This window comes from Micromonospora sp. NPDC048063 (assembly GCF_043202855.1).
Classification (GTDB): Bacteria; Actinomycetota; Actinomycetes; order Mycobacteriales; family Micromonosporaceae; genus Micromonospora.
In genome coordinates this window covers 313,730-330,620 of sequence record NZ_JBIDBG010000005.1, presented here as the reverse complement: position 1 = coordinate 330,620, position 16,891 = coordinate 313,730, and the positions used below count along the sequence as shown (strand labels likewise).

The following is a 16,891-nucleotide window of genomic DNA, read 5'->3' as shown; positions in this document are numbered from 1 at the left end:
CGACGGGCGCTGGTCTACCGTGCAGCCATGGCGCACACCGACCCCGATCTGGCCATCGCCGCGGCGGAGGCCGGCGCGGCCGTCGTACGGGCCCGCTACGGCGGCACGTTGGACCGGTTCGACAAGGGCCCCGGCGACTTCGCCACCGTGGCCGACCTGGAGTCGGAGCGGGCCATCCTCGACGTCCTGCGCGGTGCGCGGCCGGACGACGCCGTGCTGGGGGAGGAGAGCGGGCACAGCGGCTCCCGCTCGGCGGCCCGGACCTGGCTGGTCGATCCGCTCTGCGGCACGCTGAACTACGCGGCGCGGACCCCGCTGGTCGCGGTGAACGTGGCGTTGCGCGTCGACGCGGAGATCACCGCCGCGGCGGCCGCCGACCCGCTCGCCGGGGAGCTGTTCTGGGTCGGGGGCGGCCGCGCCCACGTGCGCCGCGACGGCGTCGACGACGCCCTGGTGCCGTCGGCCCGGTCGCGGCTGGTGGACGTCGACCTCGACCCGCCGTTCCCGAACGCCTCCGTGTTCGACGCGCTGCGGCTGCTCGCCGATCCGGAGTTCGCCGCGCGGTTCCGTCCCCGGGTGCTCTCCACGACGCTGGCGCTGGCGTGGGTGGCCGCCGGGCGGCGGGCCGCATACGTCACCGACCGGGACGTCCGGGACAGCGTGCACTTCGCCAGCGGCATCGCCCTGTGCCAGGCCGCGGGGTGCGTGGTGACCGGCCTGAGGGGACAGCCCCTGCACACCGGCGTCGGCGGGCTGCTCGTCGCGGCGGACGCGGAGACGCACGCCACCCTGCTGGCCCTGGTCGACCGGCAGTTCCGCGCGACACAGGAGCGGACGGCTGTCCTGCCCTGACCGGCACGCCGGCCGACCGGGCGGCGCGTCAGGCGCTCAGCGGTCCCCCGCCCGGGTGCGGTAGACGACCAGCCGGCGCAGCGGGCCGGACTCGACGTCCGGGTCGTCGAAGTCGTCGGCCGGGTCGGTGGTCATGCCGAGGCGGCGCATGACCGCCTGGGAGCGTACGTTCGTCGCGGTGGTGATCGCCAGGATCTCCGGCAGCCCGACGGTGTCGAAGCCGTACCGCAGGACGGCCCGGGCCGCCTCGGTGGCGTAGCCGTGGCCCCAGGCGGAGCGGGCGAGCCGCCATCCGGCCTCCACCCCGCTGACCGGGAGCCCGTCGTCGACGCGGTCCAGGCCGGCGAAGCCGATGAACCGGCCACCGTCGCGGACCTCCACGGCCCAGAAGCCGTAGCCGAGCGTGTCGATGTCGGCCTGGAACGACCGCGCCGAGGCGGCGGCCTGCTCGGCGTTGAGCAGCGGGCCGAGGTGCTCGCGCACCTCGGGGTCGGCGTTCATCGCCGCCCACGGGGCGAGGTCGGAATCCCGCCAGCTCCGCAGCAGCAGCCGTTCGGTCCTGATCTCCGTCACCGGGCGACCCTATCGGCTCCCGCCGACACCGGGCACGCGGGATTCGCGCGACACCGGCACGCCGCCGTTGACAATAATTAGTTACATATGTCACCTTAAATGCGTACTGCCACGGGGCGGTACGCACGGGGAGGTCCATTACATGTTGAAGAGAGTCGTCGCCTCAGCTGCGGTTGTCGCCTCATCGTTGGCCGCCGGCGCACTGGCGGTTCCGGTGGCCGCCCAGGCCAGCACTCGTTACGGGTGCACCTATCCGCGCGTGTGCTTCTACCTCACCCCCGGGGACTGGACGGCACAGCGGCCGACTGCGGCGTATCAGGACGTTACCAGCACCTGGCAGACTCTCGGCTCGTCAAGCCGTGGCTCCGCCTACGCCTTCAACTCCCGCAACGACGACGTCGCCTACTTCCACTTCACCAATGGCAGGCAGATATGCCTCCGCCCGGACAGTCCGCTCTACCTGTCCCAGTACGGCACCGTTGACAAGATCCGGATTTCCAGTTCGTCAACCTGTTAGCCTCGACCCTTATTGAGGGCCGCCCGGCCGCTGGGCCGGGAGTCGCGAAGGTGCCTTCCGGGCTGGCACGACGAGATTTCTCGAGGTCTCATCTGCCTGTTCCGGAGGGCACTTTTCCGTGCAGGTTGAACACCTCACCACCGGTTCGATGCGCGCAGGGCGGCGGCGCGGACGAGACCGGCCCGCCCGCGCATCGTCCCCGCAACGGGGCCGAGACCGACCCAGCCCCGACAGCCCGGCACTGACGGCATCGACCCCGGCGAACCCTCGCGGGCGGGCCGTGCCGGCATTTCCGCTGCTCCCTCCGCCTCCGGGGTGGACACGTGACGGCAACGAGGATTTCTCATTTTCACCGGATCGGGGGTCCAACCCTCCTAGGGTTGGTCACACCGGTGCTAGTCACGGAGTTGGCCACCCGAACGACGTCCCACGCAGTCAGCGGACGAAAAGTGAGGGAAGACGCGTATGAAGGTCACAACAGTTCTCGTATCGGCGGCGGTCGGCGTGGGCCTCAGCACGCTCCTGCTCCCGGGCGCCGCGCTGGCCGACACCGTCGTGTCACCTGCCACCACTCCGGTCGGCGGGACGGTCGTGCTCACCGCGACGACGTGCAACCCCAAGTCCGGCGACGCGATCTTCCACGTCACCGGTCCCGACCGCGACCAGAACGTCCGGTCCACCACGGCGGCGGCCGGCGGCGGTCTGAGCGCGGAACTCTTCACCGCCGGGTTCACCCTGGGCACCTACACGGTGACCGCGACCTGCGGCGACGGCAGCGCGGCCGGCAGCGCGACGTTCACCGTCACCCCGATCGGCGGCGCCCAGGCCGGCGGCCGCGACGGCACCGACGGGGCCGGCGCGCTCGCCGCCGGTGGCGTCCTGCTCGGCTCCGCCGCCGGAGGCGCCCTGATCCTGGCCCGCCGCCGACGCCACATGGCCGGCGCCACGCTCTGACCGACGGCCGAGCCGTCCATCCTGAGGCGGGTGCCCGCACCGGTGAACGCCGGAGCGGGCACCCGGGCGAACGCGTACGGAGGTGGGAACGTGGGCTGGCGCAGGCCCGGGTGGGCGGTCGCGGTCATCGCCCTGCTCGGCACCACCGGGCTCGCCCTGGTCACCGCCGGGGTGGCGACGGCCCCGCCGCGCCCGCCCCGGCCCGGGGTCGCCGACGCGCCGCCCGGGGCCCGCCCCCCGGCGCCGTCGGTGCCGCCGCTGGACCGGGCCGAACCGGTGGACGTGCGGATCCCGGCCATCGACGTGCGGGCCCCGATCGTCCCGGTCGGCGCCGACGCCGACGGGCGCCTGGAGGTGCCGCCGCTGGACCGACCCACCCTCGCCGGCTGGTACCGGCACGGAGTGAGCCCCGGCGAGACCGGCAACGCGGTGATCGTCGGGCACGTGGACTCCGCCGCCGGGCCGGCGGTCTTCTTCGACCTCGGCCGGCTCCGGGCCGGCGACACGGTGCGGATCACCCGCGCCGACGCCAGCGTCGCGACGTTCGCCGTCGACGGTGTCGCGTCGTACCCGAAGGACCGCTTCCCCACCGACCTGGTCTACGGCCCCAGCGGGGCGGCCGGCCTGCGCCTGATCACCTGCGGCGGCCGGTTCGACCGGCGCGTTGGCAGTTACGTCGACAACGTCGTCGTCTTCGCCACCCGGGTGCCGTGACCCACGGTTCGCCGGGCCCGAGTACGGTGGCCGCGCGGATGCCGGCGACGCGGAGGTGGACGGGTGGCGCAGCGGGTGAGGGAGCGGCTGCGGTTGTCGGCCGTGTTCGACCGGCTGCTCGGCCGGCCGGTCCCCGGGCAGCGCGAGCGGGAGCCGCGACGGTCCAACCCGGACGCCGTGGTGGACTGCGCCGTCTACGTCGACGGACGGCGCGAGCCGGGTCGCCCGCACTACGCCGACGCGTACGCCCGCTGTCGCCGCAGCCGCGGCGCCTTCGTCTGGTTGGGTCTGCACGAGCCGGACCCGGCGGTGATGGCGGCGGTCGGCCGCACGTTCGGACTGGACGACCTGACGGTCGAGCAGGCGCTCACCGACGGCCACCGCCCCACGGTGCGGCGCGACGGCGGCGTGACCCTGCTGGTGCTGCGCACCGCCGGGTACGTGGAGCACGCCGAACTGACCGACACCTCGGAGGTGATCGACACCGGCGACGTGATGGTGTTGCTCGGCGACCGCTTCGTCATCACCGTGCGGCACGGCGCCGCGGGCGCGCTCACCCCGGTCCGCGCCGACATCGAGCGCCGCCCGGCAGTGCTCGCCGAGGGCCCGTGGGCGGTGGCGTACGCGGTCTGCGGCCGGATGGTCGACCTCTACCTGGAGGTCGCCGGGCACGTGGAGCGGGACCTGGAACGGGTCGAGGAGACGGTCTTCGCGCGCGACCGGTCCGCCGACATCCAGCACATCTACCAGCTCAAGCGGGAGATCGTGGAGTTCAAGCGGGCGGTGCAGCCGTTGCAGGCGCCGCTGCGGTCGCTGCTCGACGAGCGCCCCGACAACCCGCCGCGCGGCCTGCGCCGCCGGTTCGTCGACGTGGACGCCCGGCTGACCCGGGCGGTGGACCGGGTCGCCGCCTACGACGACCTGCTCAACTCGATCCTGCAGTCCCGGTTGGCGCAGCTCGCGGTGGACCAGAACAACGACATGCGCAAGATCGCCGCCTGGGCCGCCATCGCCGCCACCCAGACCGGGATCGCCGGGATCTACGGCATGAACTTCGCCACCATGCCCGAGCTGAACTGGCGCTACGGCTATCCGGCCGCGCTGGGCCTGATGGCACTGGTCGCGGTCACCCTGCACCGCCTCTTCCGCCGCTCCGGCTGGCTCTGACCGGAGGTCGCCACCCGCCCGGTCAGGCCGAGCCGGAGATTCCCCGGCAGCGGCCTCGCGAGTTGGCCTGACCGTCGGCCGCTACCCTCGCCCACGTGATGTGGCAGCGGTACATGGCGGCTGTGGAGCGACGACCGGCTGCACGCCAACAGCGCCGGCCACGAGCGGATCGCCGCCGCGCTCGCGCACACCGTCGGGCTGCCGGAGACCGACGACGGTTGGACGCGCCCGCTGGAGATCGCACCGCGCCGTCGGCGCCACGAGGTGTTCCGCGCCGAGTTGGCCTGGACCCGCCGGCACCTGCTGCCCTGGCTGGTCCGGCATGCGCGCGGGCGGTCCTCCGGCGACGACCGGTCGCCAGGCGACCCGTGCCGCTGCCGGTCGAGAAAGCGATGACCGAGAACACAGCAACTGAGGAGTTGCACCATGCCGGGTGACCTAGACACGTTTCACGGCCTACCGGTCGTCGACTTCACCAGTGACGGTGACCTGCGGGAAGCAGCGTCGGTGGCATGGCGCGTGAGTGGTGGCGGGTGCGACAGCGACCAGAGCTTCGCGGAGACGTGGCAGCAGTTCCTCCAGGCGGTCGACCTCGCCGGGGTACGAGCCCTGGTATTCGGCGGCTGGGCGGACGCATATGAGTTCGACCCCGCGCCCATTCTCGACCTGGCCGTCGCCGCAGCGGACCGACTGACCGGCCTGCGAGCCTTTCACTTCGGGGACATCTCCTACGAGGATTGCGACATCTCCTGGATCCGGCAGACCGATGTGACCCCCCTGCTGAGCGCCTACCCACTGCTGGAGCGGTTCGAAGCGCGCGGCGGGCCAGGCATGGCCGTCTCACCGCTGCGCCACACTTCGCTGCAGTACCTAGAGTTCGAGAGCGCTGGCCTTCCGGTCCAGGTGGCGCGCGGACTCTGCGCCTCCGAGTTGCCCGCGCTGAAGGAACTGGAGCTGTGGCTCGGAGTCCGGGATCGCGGGGGCGACACCGCCGTTGCTGACCTGGCAGCGCTGCTCTCCGGCGAACGCTTCCCTGCGCTGCGTCACCTGGGACTGCTCAACAGCATGCTGCAGGACGAGATTGCTGCGGCGGTCGCCGAGGCTCCCGTCGTCGCACAGTTGCGGTCCCTGGCCCTGTCCATGGGCGCCCTGTCGGACACCGGCGCCGCGGCGCTTCTCAACGGCCGGCCGCTCACTCACCTGAGGTGGCTCGACCTCCAGCACCACTACCTCAGCGCGGCCATGATGCGTCGGCTGCGGGATGCCCTGGAGCCTTCCGGGGTCGAGATCGACCTCAGCGACGGTAGGAAGGACCCGGGCGACAGCAGGTGGCGCTACGTCGCGCTCCCCAGATGACATGTCGGCGGTCGTCATTGCGAGGGTTCCAGTCCGTCGACGCTCGGGGAAAGTCCCTGCGAGCCTGACCGACCGATCGGCCCACCGGCAGGGCCGATTTCCGTCGCGCCGACTGGTCCGATCCGGCCCGCGCCACGCGCCCGCGTGTACCGGCCGGCCGGACGCCCAGCACCTGCCGGCGTTTGACCGCCGGGGCCGGGGGAAGACGGTGCGCCCAGGGCCGATTCCCGAGGAGCGACGATGGCGGACGCAGGACGGGCCAGGAAGGCCACCGGGGCGCGCAAGGCCCCGATGAAGCGGACGGCGGCGGCGAAGAAGGTGGCGACGGCCACGAAACGGGCCACCGGGACGACCGCGGCCAAGACCCCGGGTGAGAAGCCGACATCGACGACGCCCCGGGTGGCCCGGAAGAAGGCCACCTCCGCCACGGCGGCCCCCACCCGCACCCGGAAGGCGCCGGCCACGGGCGCGCCGGCGAAGAAGGCGCCCGCGAAGAAGACGGCGAAGGCCGCCGCGACCCGTGCCGGCGCGACCACGAAGGCACCGGCCCGCAAGGCAACGACCATGGAGTCCTTCGGCAACCGGCGGACAGCCCGGACGAGCGGCCGCTGACCCGGCCCGCACGACGGTGTTCCGGCGGCGAACCGGCGGCGGACCGAGCCGTCGGCGTACGGCGCCGGGGTCGGACGCCCGCGTGCCGGGTCCGGACGCCAGTCGCGGCGGACCGTCGGCCAGAATGGGCCCGTGGCGACCAGACCCCGCCGGAGCGCGGCCGACGACCCCGACCGGACCTGCCCGTGCGGGTCCGCCCAGCCGTACGCGCGGTGCTGCGGGCGACTGCACCGGGGCGAGGCCGACGCGGCGACGGCCGAGGCGCTGATGCGCTCGCGGTACAGCGCCTTCGCCGTCGGCGACACCGCCTACCTGCTGCGGAGCTGGCACTCCTCGACCCGGCCGCGCCGGCTCGACCTGGATCCGAGCCAGCGCTGGACGGGGCTGGAGATCGTCGACGCCGACCGGGGCGGGCTGTTCGACACCACGGGCGTCGTCGAGTTCCGCGCCCACTACCGCGCGGGCGGTCGGCCGGGGACGCAGACCGAGCGCAGCCGATTCGTCCGCGAGGACGGGCGCTGGGTCTACGTCGACGAGTTGCCCGGCTGACACCGGCCCGGCAGCCGCCGGGCCGGTGCGCCGCGGCTACCCGCCGGTGGGGAGGCCGGTGCGCAGGCCGAGGCCGTCGACCGCCGCCGAGACGAGTTCGTCCGGCGCCAGCGAGACGTCGAGCACCAGCACCGACTCGTCCGGGTGGGGCTGCTCCAGGGTCGCCAACTGCGACTCCAGCAGGCTCGCCGGCATGTAGTGCCCGGCACGCCGGGCCATCCGGTCCCGGATCACCTCGGCCGGCCCGTCCAGGTGGACGAACTCGACGCTCGGCGGCCCCTGGCGCAGCACGTCGCGGTAGGAGCGCTTCAGCGCCGAGCAGGCCAGCACCGTCGACACGCCCTCGGCGGAGCGGGCCGCCATCCATGCGGCCAGGTCGCGCAGCCAGGGCAGGCGCGCGGCGTCGTCCAGCGGCACGCCGGCCCGCATCCGCGCCACGTTGGCCGGCGAGTGGAACTCGTCCGCCTCGGCGAAGGTCAGGCCGGTACGGTCGCTGATGCCCCGGGCCACGGTCGTCTTGCCGGCCCCGGACACCCCCATCACGACCACGTGCCGGGTCGCGGCCGGGCCGCCCGGGCGGCTCTCACCAGTCATGGACCGTCCCGTCCTTGAGCCGGTTGAACGGCAGGTAGGCCGGCACGTACGGGAACTTCGCCGCGGCTTCCTCGTCGAGTTCCACGCCGAGCCCCGGCTGCTCGCCCGGGTGCAGGTAGCCGTCGGTGAAGGTGAACGACTGCCGGAAGACCTCGTTGGTGAGCGGCCCGTGCTGCATGTACTCCTGGATGCCGAAGTTGTGGATGGCGAGGTCCAGGTGCAGCGCGGCGGCCATGCCGACCGGCGAGATGTCGGTCGGGCCGTGGATGCCGGACTTGATCTGGTACTGGGCGGCGAAGTCGAGCAGCTTGCGCATGGCCGTGATGCCGCCGGTGTGGGTGACGGCGGAGCGCACGTAGTCGATCAGTTGCTCGCGGATGAGGGTCTGGTAGTCCCACACCGTGTTGAAGATTTCCCCGATGGCCAGCGGGGTGGTGGTGTGGTGGCGCACCAGCCGCAGCGCCTCCTGGTTCTCCGCCGGGGTGCAGTCCTCCAGCCAGAACAGGTCGTACGGCTCCAGGGCCTTGCCCAGCTTCGCGGCCTGGATCGGGGTCATCCGGTGGTGGCCGTCGTGCAGCAGCGGCAGCTCCGGGCCGAACTCGTTGCGGACCGCCTCGAAGACGCCGGGCAGGTGGCGCAGGTAGGCGCGGGTGTCCCAGTCCTCCTCGGCCGGCAGCGGGGTGCGCTGCGCCGGCTCGTAGTCGTACCGCTTGCCGTCGGCGCTGGGCTGGGCGGCGACGCCGTACACGGCGTTGATGCCCGGCACGGAGGTCTGCACGCGGATCGACCGGAAGCCGAGCTCCAGGTGCCGGCGGATCGAGTCGAACAGCTCCGGGATGTCGCGGCCGGAGGCGTGGCCGTAGGCCATGATGCCGGTGCGGGAGGCCCCGCCCAGCAGCTGGTACAGCGGCATGCCGGCGGCCTTGGCCTTGATGTCCCACAGCGCCACGTCCACCGCCGCGATGGCCGCCATGGTGACCGGCCCGCGCCGCCAGTACGCCGAGCGGTACAGGAACTGCCAGGTGTCCTCGATGCGGTGCGGGTCGCGGCCGATCAGCAGCGGGACGACGTGGTCGCGCAGGTACGAGGCGACCGACAGTTCGCGGCCGTTGAGGGTGCCGTCGCCCAGGCCGGTGATCCCGTCGTCGGTGGTGATCTTCAGGGTGACGAAGTTGCGGTCGGGGCTGGAGACGATGACGTCAGCGGCGACGATCTTCACGGGATGCCTTTCTTCTACAGGTGCGCGGGGCGGCTAACGGAGAACGCTGCCCGTCTCGTGGCCGTCGAGAAGGGACAGTTCGGCGCGGCGGGGCAGCCCTTCGCAGTCGCCTCGGCTGGAGACCGCGAAGGCGCCGAGGGTGGCCGCGCGGCGCAGGCGACCGGCCAGGTCGAGCCCGTCGAACCAGCCGGACAGGTAGCCCGCGGTGAACGCGTCCCCGGCGCCGACGGGGTCGACGGCGGTCACGGTCAGCGCCCCGACGTGCTGGACGCCGTCCGGGGTGTGCGCCCGGGCCCCGTCGGCGCCCAGCTTGACCAGGACGGTGTCCACGCCCCGCCCGAGCAGGTCCGCCACGACCGTGGCCTCGTCGGCCCCCGGGTCGCCGACGAGGTCGAGCTCGTCGGCGGAGGCGATGACGACCGAGGCGTACCCCGCCAGCGGGGTGAGCACCTCGCGGGCGGCGTCGCGGGACCAGAGGCGGGCGCGGTAGTTGACGTCGAGGCAGACGGGGATGCCCGCCTCGGCCGCGGCCTCGGCGGCCCAGCGGGTGGCCGCGCGGGCGGTGTCGGACAGCGCCGGGGTGATCCCGGTCAGGTGCAGCATTCCGGCGCCGGCGGCCAACGGCGTCCGCAGGTCGTCGGCCCGCAGCGCCGACCCGGCCGATCCGGCCCGGTGGTACTGCACCCGGGTCAGGTCGGCGGTGCGCTGCTCCAGGAACATCAGGCCGGTCGGCCGGTCCGGGTCGCGGGTCACGCCGTCGACACCGACGCCCTCGGCGCGCAGCTGCCGCAGCGTGTACTCGCCGAACTCGTCGGTGCTCACCCGGCCGGCCCAGGCGGCCCGGTGGCCCAGCCGGGCCACCCCCACCGCCACGTTGGACTCGGCGCCGGCCAGGTGCATGGTCAGCGGCCCGCCGGCGGCGAGCGGGCCGGCGGAGCGCAGCGACACCATGGTCTCGCCGAAGGTGAGCAGGTCGGGCGCGGTCATGACGCGGCCGGCTCCCGCACGGCGGCGAGGTAGGTGCGGGCCCGCGTCCGCAGCGCGTCCAGGTCACCGCCGGAGGCGGCGTCGCCGACCAGCGGCCCGCCGACGCCGACCGCGATCGCGCCGGCCTTCAGGTAGCCGTGCACGTCGGCCAGGCCGACGCCGCCGACCGCGACGAACGGGATGTCCGGGAACGGATCGCGCACCGCCTTGAGGTACGCCGGGCCGCCGACCGACGACGGGAACAGCTTGATCGCCGACGCGCCCATCCGCATCGCGGTGTACGCCTCGGTCGGGGTGAACGCGCCGGCGGCGACCGGGATGCCCCGGCGGGCCGCCTCGGGGATCGACTCGACCACGGCCGGCGTCACCACGAACTGGGCGCCCGCGGCGGCCACGTCGGCCACGTCGGCGGCGGTGAGCACGGTGCCGGCGCCGACCAGGGAGCCGGCGGGGGCGACCCCGCGCAGCGCCTCGACGGCCCGCAGAGCGTCCGGCGTGGTGAGGGCCACCTCGACGAGGCGTACGCCCTCCTCGAGCAGGGCGGTGCCGGCGGCGATCGCGCCGGCGGTGTCGGTGCCCCGGATGACCGCGAGGATGCGGGCGTCGGTGAGTTCGGCGGTGAGGTCGAGGGTCATGTGATCACCATTCCGCGTAGGAGCCGTCACGGTGCCGCCACGTGGGGCTGCGCCACGAGTGGCCGCGCTTGTCCGCCGTTCGCACGGCGTGTTCGTCGATCTCGATGCCGAGTCCGGGCGCCGTGAGCCGCTCGACGTACCCGTCGACGAACGTCAGCGGGGTCTTGTCGAGGCAGTAGTCGAGCACCTCGGCGCCGAGGTTGTAGTGGATGCCGATGCTCTGTTCCTGGATCAGGTAGTTCGGCGTGGCGAAGCCGACCTGCAGGCAGGCCGCGAGGGCGATCGGCCCGAGCGGGCAGTGCGGGGCGAGCTGCACGTCGTACACCTCGGCCAGCGCGGCGATCTTGCGGACCTCGGTGATGCCGCCGGCGTGCGAGAGGTCCGGCTGGGCGACCGCGATGCCGGCCTGCAGCACCGGCAGGAACTCCTGCCGGCTGTAGAGCCGCTCCCCCGTCGACACCGGCGTGGTGGTGGAGCGGACGAACTCGCCGATGAGGTGCGAGTTCTCCGGGACCACCGGTTCCTCGAGGAAGAACGGCCGGTACGGCTCGAGCAGCGGGGCGACCCGGCGGGCGGTGGCGAGGGTGAAGCGGCCGTGGAAGTCGACCGCCACGTCCCGCTCGTCGCCGAGCACCTCGCGGGCGGCGGCCACCCGTTGGACGACGCCGTCGAGTTCGGCGACCGACGCGACCGGGCTCATCTTCCCGGACGCGTTCATCTTCACCGCGGTGAGGCCGGTCTCGACGGCGGCGGCGATCTGGTCGCGGACCTCGGCGGGTTCGTCGCCGCCGACCCAGCCGTAGACCCGGATCCGGTCCCGGACCGGGCCGCCGAGCAGCTGGTGCACCGGCGCGCCGAAGTGCTTGCCGGCGATGTCCCACAGCGCCTGGTCGAGCCCGGACACGGCGCTGGCCAGGATCGGCCCGCCCCGGTAGAACGAGCCCTTGGTCATGACCTGCCAGTGGTCCTCGATGCGCAGCGCGTCCTGGCCGATGAGCAGTTCGCTGAGCTGCTCGACGGCGGTGCGGACGGTCTCGGAGCGGCCCTCGCAGGTCGCCTCGCCCCAGCCGACGATGCCGGAGGAGGTCTGCACCCGGACGAACAGCCAGCGCGGCGCGACGAGGAAGGTCTCGACCTTTTCGATTGTCGTCATGGCGTCCTCAGCCCTTCGTGGCGCCGGCGGTCAGGCCGGAGACGATGTACTTCTGCACGAACAGGGCGATCACCATGATCGGCACGGTGACCACGGTGGCCGCGGCCATCAGGCCGCCCCAGTCGATGCTGGCGTAGCCGACGAAGTCGAAGATCGCCACGGGGAGCGTCTTGGTGTCGGCGCCGGAGAGCACGAGGGCGAACATGAAGTTGTTCCAGGAGAAGATGAAGGACAGGATCCCCGCGGTGGCGATGCCGGGCACCGACAGCGGCAGGGTGATCCGCCGGAACGCGCCGATGTGGGTCAGCCCGTCGACGAGCGCCGCCTCCTCGAGTTCGCTCGGCAGGCCGTCGAAGTAGCCCATCATGATGTAGACGATCAGCGGCAGCGACACGAACATGTGGCTGAGGATCAGCACGGTGAACCCGCCGACCATCTGCAGGTTCGAGAAGACGTAGTACCAGGGCACCAGCAGCGAGACGCCGGGGATGACCCGGGCCATGAGCACGACGAGCGCGGACTTCTTCATGTTGAAGCGGCTCATCGAGTACGCGGCGGGCACGCCGAGCAGGAGCGACAGCACGGTCGCCGCGAACGCCACCCAGAGGCTGTTGCCGATGAACTGGACGTAGTTCGCCTGCTCCAGCACCGTGCCGTAGTTGTCCAGGGTGGGCGAGAAGGAGAACGCCTTGTCGGTGTCGTAGATGTCGACGTTGGTCTTCAGCGACGCGAGGATCATCCAGAGCAGCGGCGCCATCAGCGAGAACACCACGACGACCAGGGCCACCGCCCGGAAGACCTTGAACGGCCTGCTCGGCTTCATCGGTCCAGCCCCTTCTTGCGGTAGGTCAGGGCCCACATCACCCCGATGATGATCAGGAAGAAGATGATGAGGACCGTCGACGAGACGCCGTAGTCGTTGTAGTCGAAGCTGAGGCCGTAGGCGTAGACGTTGAGGGTCTCCACCTCGTGGAACGACCCGCCGCCGCGCCCCTTGGTGGCGTAGAGGATGTCGAAGGTCTTCAGGGCGTCGATGCCGCGCAGCAGGACCGCGACGATCACGGTAGGCATCAGCAGCGGCAGGGTGACGTGCCGGAACCGCTGCCAGGTGCTGGCGCCGTCGATCAGCGCCGCCTCCTGCGGCTCGTCGGACAGCGACGTCAGGCCGGCGAGCAGGATCAGCACGACCATCGGCGTCCACTGCCAGATGTCGATGAACATCGTCGTGGGCAGGGCCGAGCTCTGCCCGGACAGCCAGGGCTGGGGGCCGATCCCGACCCAGCCGAGCACCTGGTTCGCCATGCCGATGTTGGGGTCGAAGATCAGCCGCCACATCATGCCGACCGCGACCGGGGTGGCGACCAGCGGCAGCAGGATCGCAACGCGGACCCACTTCTCACCGCGGAACGGCCGCCACAGCAGCAGGGCGATCGCCATGCCGAGCACGACCTCGAAGAGGAGCACGACGCCGGTGAAGAGGGCGGTGCGCCACACGGCCGGCCAGAAGCGGTCGGTGTCGGTGAGCACGTCGAGGTAGTTCTGGAAGCCGATGAACTCGCTCTCGGCGCGTACCGAGCCCTCGGCGTCGGTCAGGCTGAGGTACCCGGTCCAGGCCACCGGGAAGACGATCAGCACGGCGACGAACGCCATGGCGGGTGCCGCGAAGAGCCACTTGCGGTGCTCGTTGGCCCAGCGCGACCAGGCCGAGGTCTCCGGGGACGCCGGACGCGCCTCGGTCGATCTTTTGACTGGTGTGGTGACGGCTGACATGAGGTCTCCGGGTGGGGGGTCAGGGCCAGCGTCCCGACGCGGGGTGGCGGAGCCGGTCGGCTCCGCCACCTGCGCTTCGGGCTACTTCGCCTCGTCGTCGAGGAACTTCTGGAACGCCTCGTTGGCCGCGTCCGCCGAGGCGGCCGCGTCCTTGCCGGTGATCGCGTCGACGATCGGCTGGCCGACGATCTCCCGCGCCTGGGCGACCTTCACGACCAGCGGACGGTCGTGGCCCACGCCGTTGGCGGTGCTGACCGTGGTGGCCTCGGCGAGGTCCTTCGGGTAGCTCGCCGAGCCCTCCGGGTTCTCCCAGACGGACGTACGGGCGCTGGGAACGCCGGCCTTCTGCTGCGCCAGCGCCTGCTCCTTGCCGGCCGCCCACTGGATGAACTTCCAGGCGTTGTCCTGGTTCTTGGACGTCTCGTTGACGCCGAGCGCCCACGAGGGGATGTTGTACGGCTTCGAGCCGGCCGGGCCGGCCGGGAAGGCGGCGAACCCGACGGTCTCGGAGACCTTCGACTTGGCCGGGTCGGTGGCGTTCTTGTAGAGCGAGTTGGCCTCGGTGTAGAAGGCCGCCTTGCCCTGGGTGAAGATCGCCATCGCCTCGGACCAGCTCATGTCGGTGCTGATGTTCTCCGGGCCGTGCTCGCGCAGCAGCCCGCCGTAGTAGGCGTACGCCTGCTTGGCCTGGTCGGTGTTGACCGACGCCTTGCCGTTGGCGTCGACGAAGTCGCCGCCGAAGCTGTAGAGGAAGCTGGAGAACTGCGTGACGGCGGCCGCCTTGCCGGTGCGGGACACGAAGCCCGCAACGCCCGGGTTGTCCGCCTCGACCTTGGCCGCCTGCGCCTTGAGCTCGTCGAGGGTCTTCGGCGGGGCCGTGAAGCCGGACTTCTCCAGCAGGTCCTTGCGGTAGTAGAGGACCTCCTGCTCGGTGATGATCGGCACCCCGACCAGCTTGTCCTCGTAGCTGGTGGCCTGCACCGGCCCGGTCTGGAAGTCGCCGAACTCGAACGCGCTGTCCGACTTGGCCTTGTCGGTCAGGTCGGCCAGGTACTTGTTCTTGGCGAACAGCTTCCCCTCCTGCAGGGGCCGGTACATCATCACGTCGATGTCGCTGGATCCGGCGTTCAGCTTGACGTTGTACTGGTCGGAGAGCTGGTCCTCGCCGAGCTGGGTCACCTCGACCTTGAGGCCCGTCTGCTTCTCGAACTCCGGCAGCGCCTTCTTGATGTTGTCCGTCCAGACGTGGTTCACCAGCGTCACGCGCACGGTGTCCGAGCCGCCGGCGTCGTCCCCGCCACCGCAGGCGGACAGGCCGAGGGCGACGACCATCGCCAGGGAAGTCCCGATAACTGATCGACGTCTCACGTCCATCTCTCCTTATGCCGTGGCCGTGGCCGGGCCCGACGTGGGGCCGCCACCTCCCTGTTTACATCCGCTTAACGTCGGGATGCTAGGCCGAAAAAGCAGATTTATTCAAGAGGTAGACCCAACTGATATGATCAGCCGTGTGAAACCGTCCTCCCCAGGGGTCGCAGTCGCCCCGATCGCCCCTGCCGAGGCCGGGCTGCACGCACGCGTCCTCGACCACCTCGGCACGGCCATCTGCGGTGGCGAACTGGCGGCCGGGGCCGTCCTCAACATCGACGAACTGGTCGAGCGGTATGCCGTGTCCCGCTCGGTCGTCCGCGAGGTCCTGCGGGTGCTCGCCTCGATCGGGTTCATCGAGACCCGCCGACGGGTCGGCGTCATGATCCGTCCGACGGACGCCTGGAACGTCTTCGACCCGCAGGTGATCCGCTGGCGGCTCGCCTCGTCCGGCCGCATCGCCCAGCTCCGCTCGATCACCGAGCTGCGCACCGCCGTCGAGCCGCACGCCGCCCTGCTCGCGGCCAGCCGGGTCGGTCACGACGAGGCGAGCGACCTCGTCGGGCTCGCGGCGAAGATGTGGGCCGCCGGCAAGGCCGGCGACGAGGAGCGCTTCCTGCGGCTCGACATCGAGTTCCACCGGCGGGTGCTGGTCGCCTCCGGTAACGAGATGTTCGTCCGGTTGCAGGAGCTGGTCGCGGAGGTGCTCACCGGCCGGCACCAGCACCACCTCATGCCCCACCACCCGCACGAGCAGGCCCTCCAACTGCACGCGGAGGTGGCCCAGGCGATCCAGCGGCGCGACGGCGAGCGCGCCCGGCGGGCCATGGTGCAGCTCATGGAGCAGGCCTTCGACGAGATGAGTTCGATCTGGGAGCAGACCGGCGAAACCGCCGGCCCCTGACCGCTGCCCCGACCCGTCCCGCTCCCGTCGTCCTTTCGCCCGGCGTATGCTGGTGGCGGCGCCGTCCCGCGCCTCACCTCCCTACCGGTGCTCACGCCACCGGCGTCGCGGAGGCAAAGGGAGCCTCGCGTTCTCGGGATGCCGTGCCACATGCCCTGATCCGGCGCGGTCGACGGGAGCGTGGGTCCCTGCGACCCGCGCCGTCGACGAGGGAGCATGTGATGACGCGTGACAAGTCGTTCAAGACCCGGGTCCGGGCCCGGATGGACAAGACCGGCGAGAGCTACACGACCGCCCGCCGGCAGCTCGTCGCCCGGTCGACCGCCGCCGCGCCCGAGCCCGCCGCCGCACCGCCCGCGCCGCCGAAGCCCGCGCCGGGCGCGACGTCGTCGGGCACGGCGGTGCAGACCGCGCGGATCTCCGACGCGCTCGTCCGGGAACGCACCGGCCGCGGCTGGGACGAGTGGTTCGCCCTGCTCGACGCCTGGGACGCCACCGGGCGTACGCACACCGAGATCGCCCGCTGGCTGGCCACCACGCACGAGGTGCCGGGCTGGTGGGCGCAGAGCCTCACCGTCGGGTACGAACAGAGGCGCGGCCTGCGCGCCCCCGGGCAGCGGCGCGGGGGCGGCTTCTCCGCCGCCGGCAGCCGCACGGTGGCCGTCCCGGTGCGGCGACTCTTCGACGCCTTCGCCGACGACGCGCTGCGCCGCCGGTGGCTGCCCGGCGCGGAGGTCCGGGTCCGCACCGCCACCGCGCCCCGGACGTTCCGCGCCGACTGGGGCGACGGGTCGACCCGGCTCGTGGTGGGCTTCGCCGCCGTGGGCGAGACGAAGTCCCGGGTGTCCGTCCAGCACGAGAAACTGACCGGGGCGGAACAGGCGGCCGAGCTGAAGGCGTACTGGCGGGACCGGCTGGCCGCGCTCAAGCACCTCCTGGAAGGCACGGGCCGATGAGCACACGTCCG

The 16,891-nt window shown here is 72.2% G+C and carries 19 protein-coding genes; 10 read left to right on the top strand and 9 right to left on the bottom strand.

Annotated features, from left to right (window positions below; translation table 11 throughout):
- The first annotated feature begins 27 nt into the window (after positions 1-27).
- Positions 28-852 carry an inositol monophosphatase family protein gene (locus ACGFZ2_RS16475; protein ID WP_393454279.1) on the top strand — a complete coding sequence of 275 codons (825 nt, stop codon included), beginning with the start codon at positions 28-30 and terminating at the stop codon, positions 850-852.
- A gap of 36 nt (positions 853-888) precedes the next feature.
- Here the strand turns inward: ACGFZ2_RS16475 and ACGFZ2_RS16470 are convergent, their stop codons facing one another.
- The gene (locus ACGFZ2_RS16470; RefSeq protein WP_393454277.1) at positions 889-1,425 is read right to left on the bottom strand and encodes a GNAT family N-acetyltransferase; all 537 of its coding nucleotides are present in this window, start codon (positions 1,423-1,425) and stop codon (positions 889-891) included.
- Positions 1,426-1,567: 142 nt separating this feature from the next.
- Between ACGFZ2_RS16470 and ACGFZ2_RS16465 the strand changes: the two genes are divergently transcribed.
- From ACGFZ2_RS16465 to ACGFZ2_RS16435, 7 genes are all read left to right on the top strand, one after another.
- Positions 1,568-1,942, top strand: coding sequence for a hypothetical protein (locus tag ACGFZ2_RS16465; protein WP_393454274.1), 375 nt, complete (start codon positions 1,568-1,570; stop codon positions 1,940-1,942).
- Positions 1,943-2,407: 465 nt separating this feature from the next.
- On the top strand, positions 2,408-2,896 hold the full coding sequence (locus ACGFZ2_RS16460; protein ID WP_393263980.1) for a hypothetical protein: 489 nt from the start codon (positions 2,408-2,410) through the stop codon (positions 2,894-2,896).
- Positions 2,897-2,926: 30 nt separating this feature from the next.
- On the top strand, positions 2,927-3,610 hold the full coding sequence (locus tag ACGFZ2_RS16455) for a class F sortase (protein ID WP_393454271.1): 684 nt from the start codon (positions 2,927-2,929) through the stop codon (positions 3,608-3,610).
- Positions 3,611-3,673: 63 nt separating this feature from the next.
- A complete protein-coding gene (locus ACGFZ2_RS16450) occupies positions 3,674-4,777 on the top strand; it encodes a magnesium and cobalt transport protein CorA (protein WP_393263984.1) in 1,104 nt (367 codons plus the stop codon).
- A gap of 426 nt (positions 4,778-5,203) precedes the next feature.
- On the top strand, positions 5,204-6,133 hold the full coding sequence (locus ACGFZ2_RS16445; protein ID WP_393454268.1) for an STM4015 family protein: 930 nt from the start codon (positions 5,204-5,206) through the stop codon (positions 6,131-6,133).
- A gap of 240 nt (positions 6,134-6,373) precedes the next feature.
- Positions 6,374-6,745, top strand: a complete 372-nt coding sequence (locus ACGFZ2_RS16440) for a hypothetical protein (RefSeq protein ID WP_393454265.1) — start codon at positions 6,374-6,376, stop codon at positions 6,743-6,745.
- Between the two features lie 132 nt (positions 6,746-6,877).
- Positions 6,878-7,294 carry a YchJ family protein gene (locus ACGFZ2_RS16435; RefSeq protein ID WP_393454262.1) on the top strand — a complete coding sequence of 139 codons (417 nt, stop codon included), beginning with the start codon at positions 6,878-6,880 and terminating at the stop codon, positions 7,292-7,294.
- 36 nt (positions 7,295-7,330) lie between these two features.
- Here ACGFZ2_RS16435 and ACGFZ2_RS16430 read toward each other — a convergent pair whose 3' ends face one another.
- The 8 genes from ACGFZ2_RS16430 to ACGFZ2_RS16395 all read right to left on the bottom strand — a co-directional run bounded on the left by ACGFZ2_RS16430 (position 7,331) and on the right by ACGFZ2_RS16395 (position 15,020).
- Positions 7,331-7,888: a gluconokinase gene (locus ACGFZ2_RS16430; RefSeq protein ID WP_393263991.1), complete on the bottom strand. Its 558-nt coding sequence runs from the start codon at positions 7,886-7,888 to the stop codon at positions 7,331-7,333.
- Positions 7,878-9,107 carry a D-mannonate dehydratase ManD gene (gene manD / locus ACGFZ2_RS16425; RefSeq protein WP_350708225.1) on the bottom strand — a complete coding sequence of 410 codons (1,230 nt, stop codon included), beginning with the start codon at positions 9,105-9,107 and terminating at the stop codon, positions 7,878-7,880. The genes ACGFZ2_RS16430 and manD overlap by 11 nt, the downstream gene beginning before the upstream one ends.
- Before the next feature lie 33 nt (positions 9,108-9,140).
- Positions 9,141-10,094 carry a sugar kinase gene (locus ACGFZ2_RS16420; protein ID WP_393454259.1) on the bottom strand — a complete coding sequence of 318 codons (954 nt, stop codon included), beginning with the start codon at positions 10,092-10,094 and terminating at the stop codon, positions 9,141-9,143.
- On the bottom strand, positions 10,091-10,729 hold the full coding sequence (locus tag ACGFZ2_RS16415; protein ID WP_393454256.1) for a bifunctional 4-hydroxy-2-oxoglutarate aldolase/2-dehydro-3-deoxy-phosphogluconate aldolase: 639 nt from the start codon (positions 10,727-10,729) through the stop codon (positions 10,091-10,093). Before ACGFZ2_RS16415 ends, ACGFZ2_RS16420 begins: the two co-directional genes overlap by 4 nt.
- A 4-nt stretch (positions 10,730-10,733) precedes the next feature.
- A complete protein-coding gene (gene dgoD, locus ACGFZ2_RS16410; protein ID WP_393454253.1) occupies positions 10,734-11,882 on the bottom strand; it encodes a galactonate dehydratase in 1,149 nt (382 codons plus the stop codon).
- A 7-nt stretch (positions 11,883-11,889) separates the two neighbouring features.
- Complete coding sequence (locus ACGFZ2_RS16405; RefSeq protein ID WP_357700978.1) at positions 11,890-12,705, bottom strand: carbohydrate ABC transporter permease; 816 nt, start codon at positions 12,703-12,705, stop codon at positions 11,890-11,892.
- Positions 12,702-13,652 (bottom strand): sugar ABC transporter permease, encoded by a 951-nt coding sequence (locus ACGFZ2_RS16400; RefSeq protein WP_363706493.1) that lies wholly within the window; start codon positions 13,650-13,652, stop codon positions 12,702-12,704. The genes ACGFZ2_RS16405 and ACGFZ2_RS16400 overlap by 4 nt, the downstream gene beginning before the upstream one ends.
- 81 nt (positions 13,653-13,733) lie before the next feature.
- Positions 13,734-15,020, bottom strand: coding sequence for a sugar ABC transporter substrate-binding protein (locus ACGFZ2_RS16395; protein WP_350708213.1), 1,287 nt, complete (start codon positions 15,018-15,020; stop codon positions 13,734-13,736).
- 142 nt (positions 15,021-15,162) lie between these two features.
- Here ACGFZ2_RS16395 and ACGFZ2_RS16390 point away from each other — a divergent pair, with 142 nt between their 5' ends.
- Together ACGFZ2_RS16390 and ACGFZ2_RS16385 are read left to right on the top strand one after the other, a co-directional pair.
- On the top strand, positions 15,163-15,924 hold the full coding sequence (locus tag ACGFZ2_RS16390; protein WP_393264001.1) for a FadR/GntR family transcriptional regulator: 762 nt from the start codon (positions 15,163-15,165) through the stop codon (positions 15,922-15,924).
- 221 nt (positions 15,925-16,145) lie between these two features.
- Positions 16,146-16,880, top strand: coding sequence for a DUF4287 domain-containing protein (locus tag ACGFZ2_RS16385; protein WP_393454250.1), 735 nt, complete (start codon positions 16,146-16,148; stop codon positions 16,878-16,880).
- Positions 16,881-16,891 lie beyond the last annotated feature (11 nt).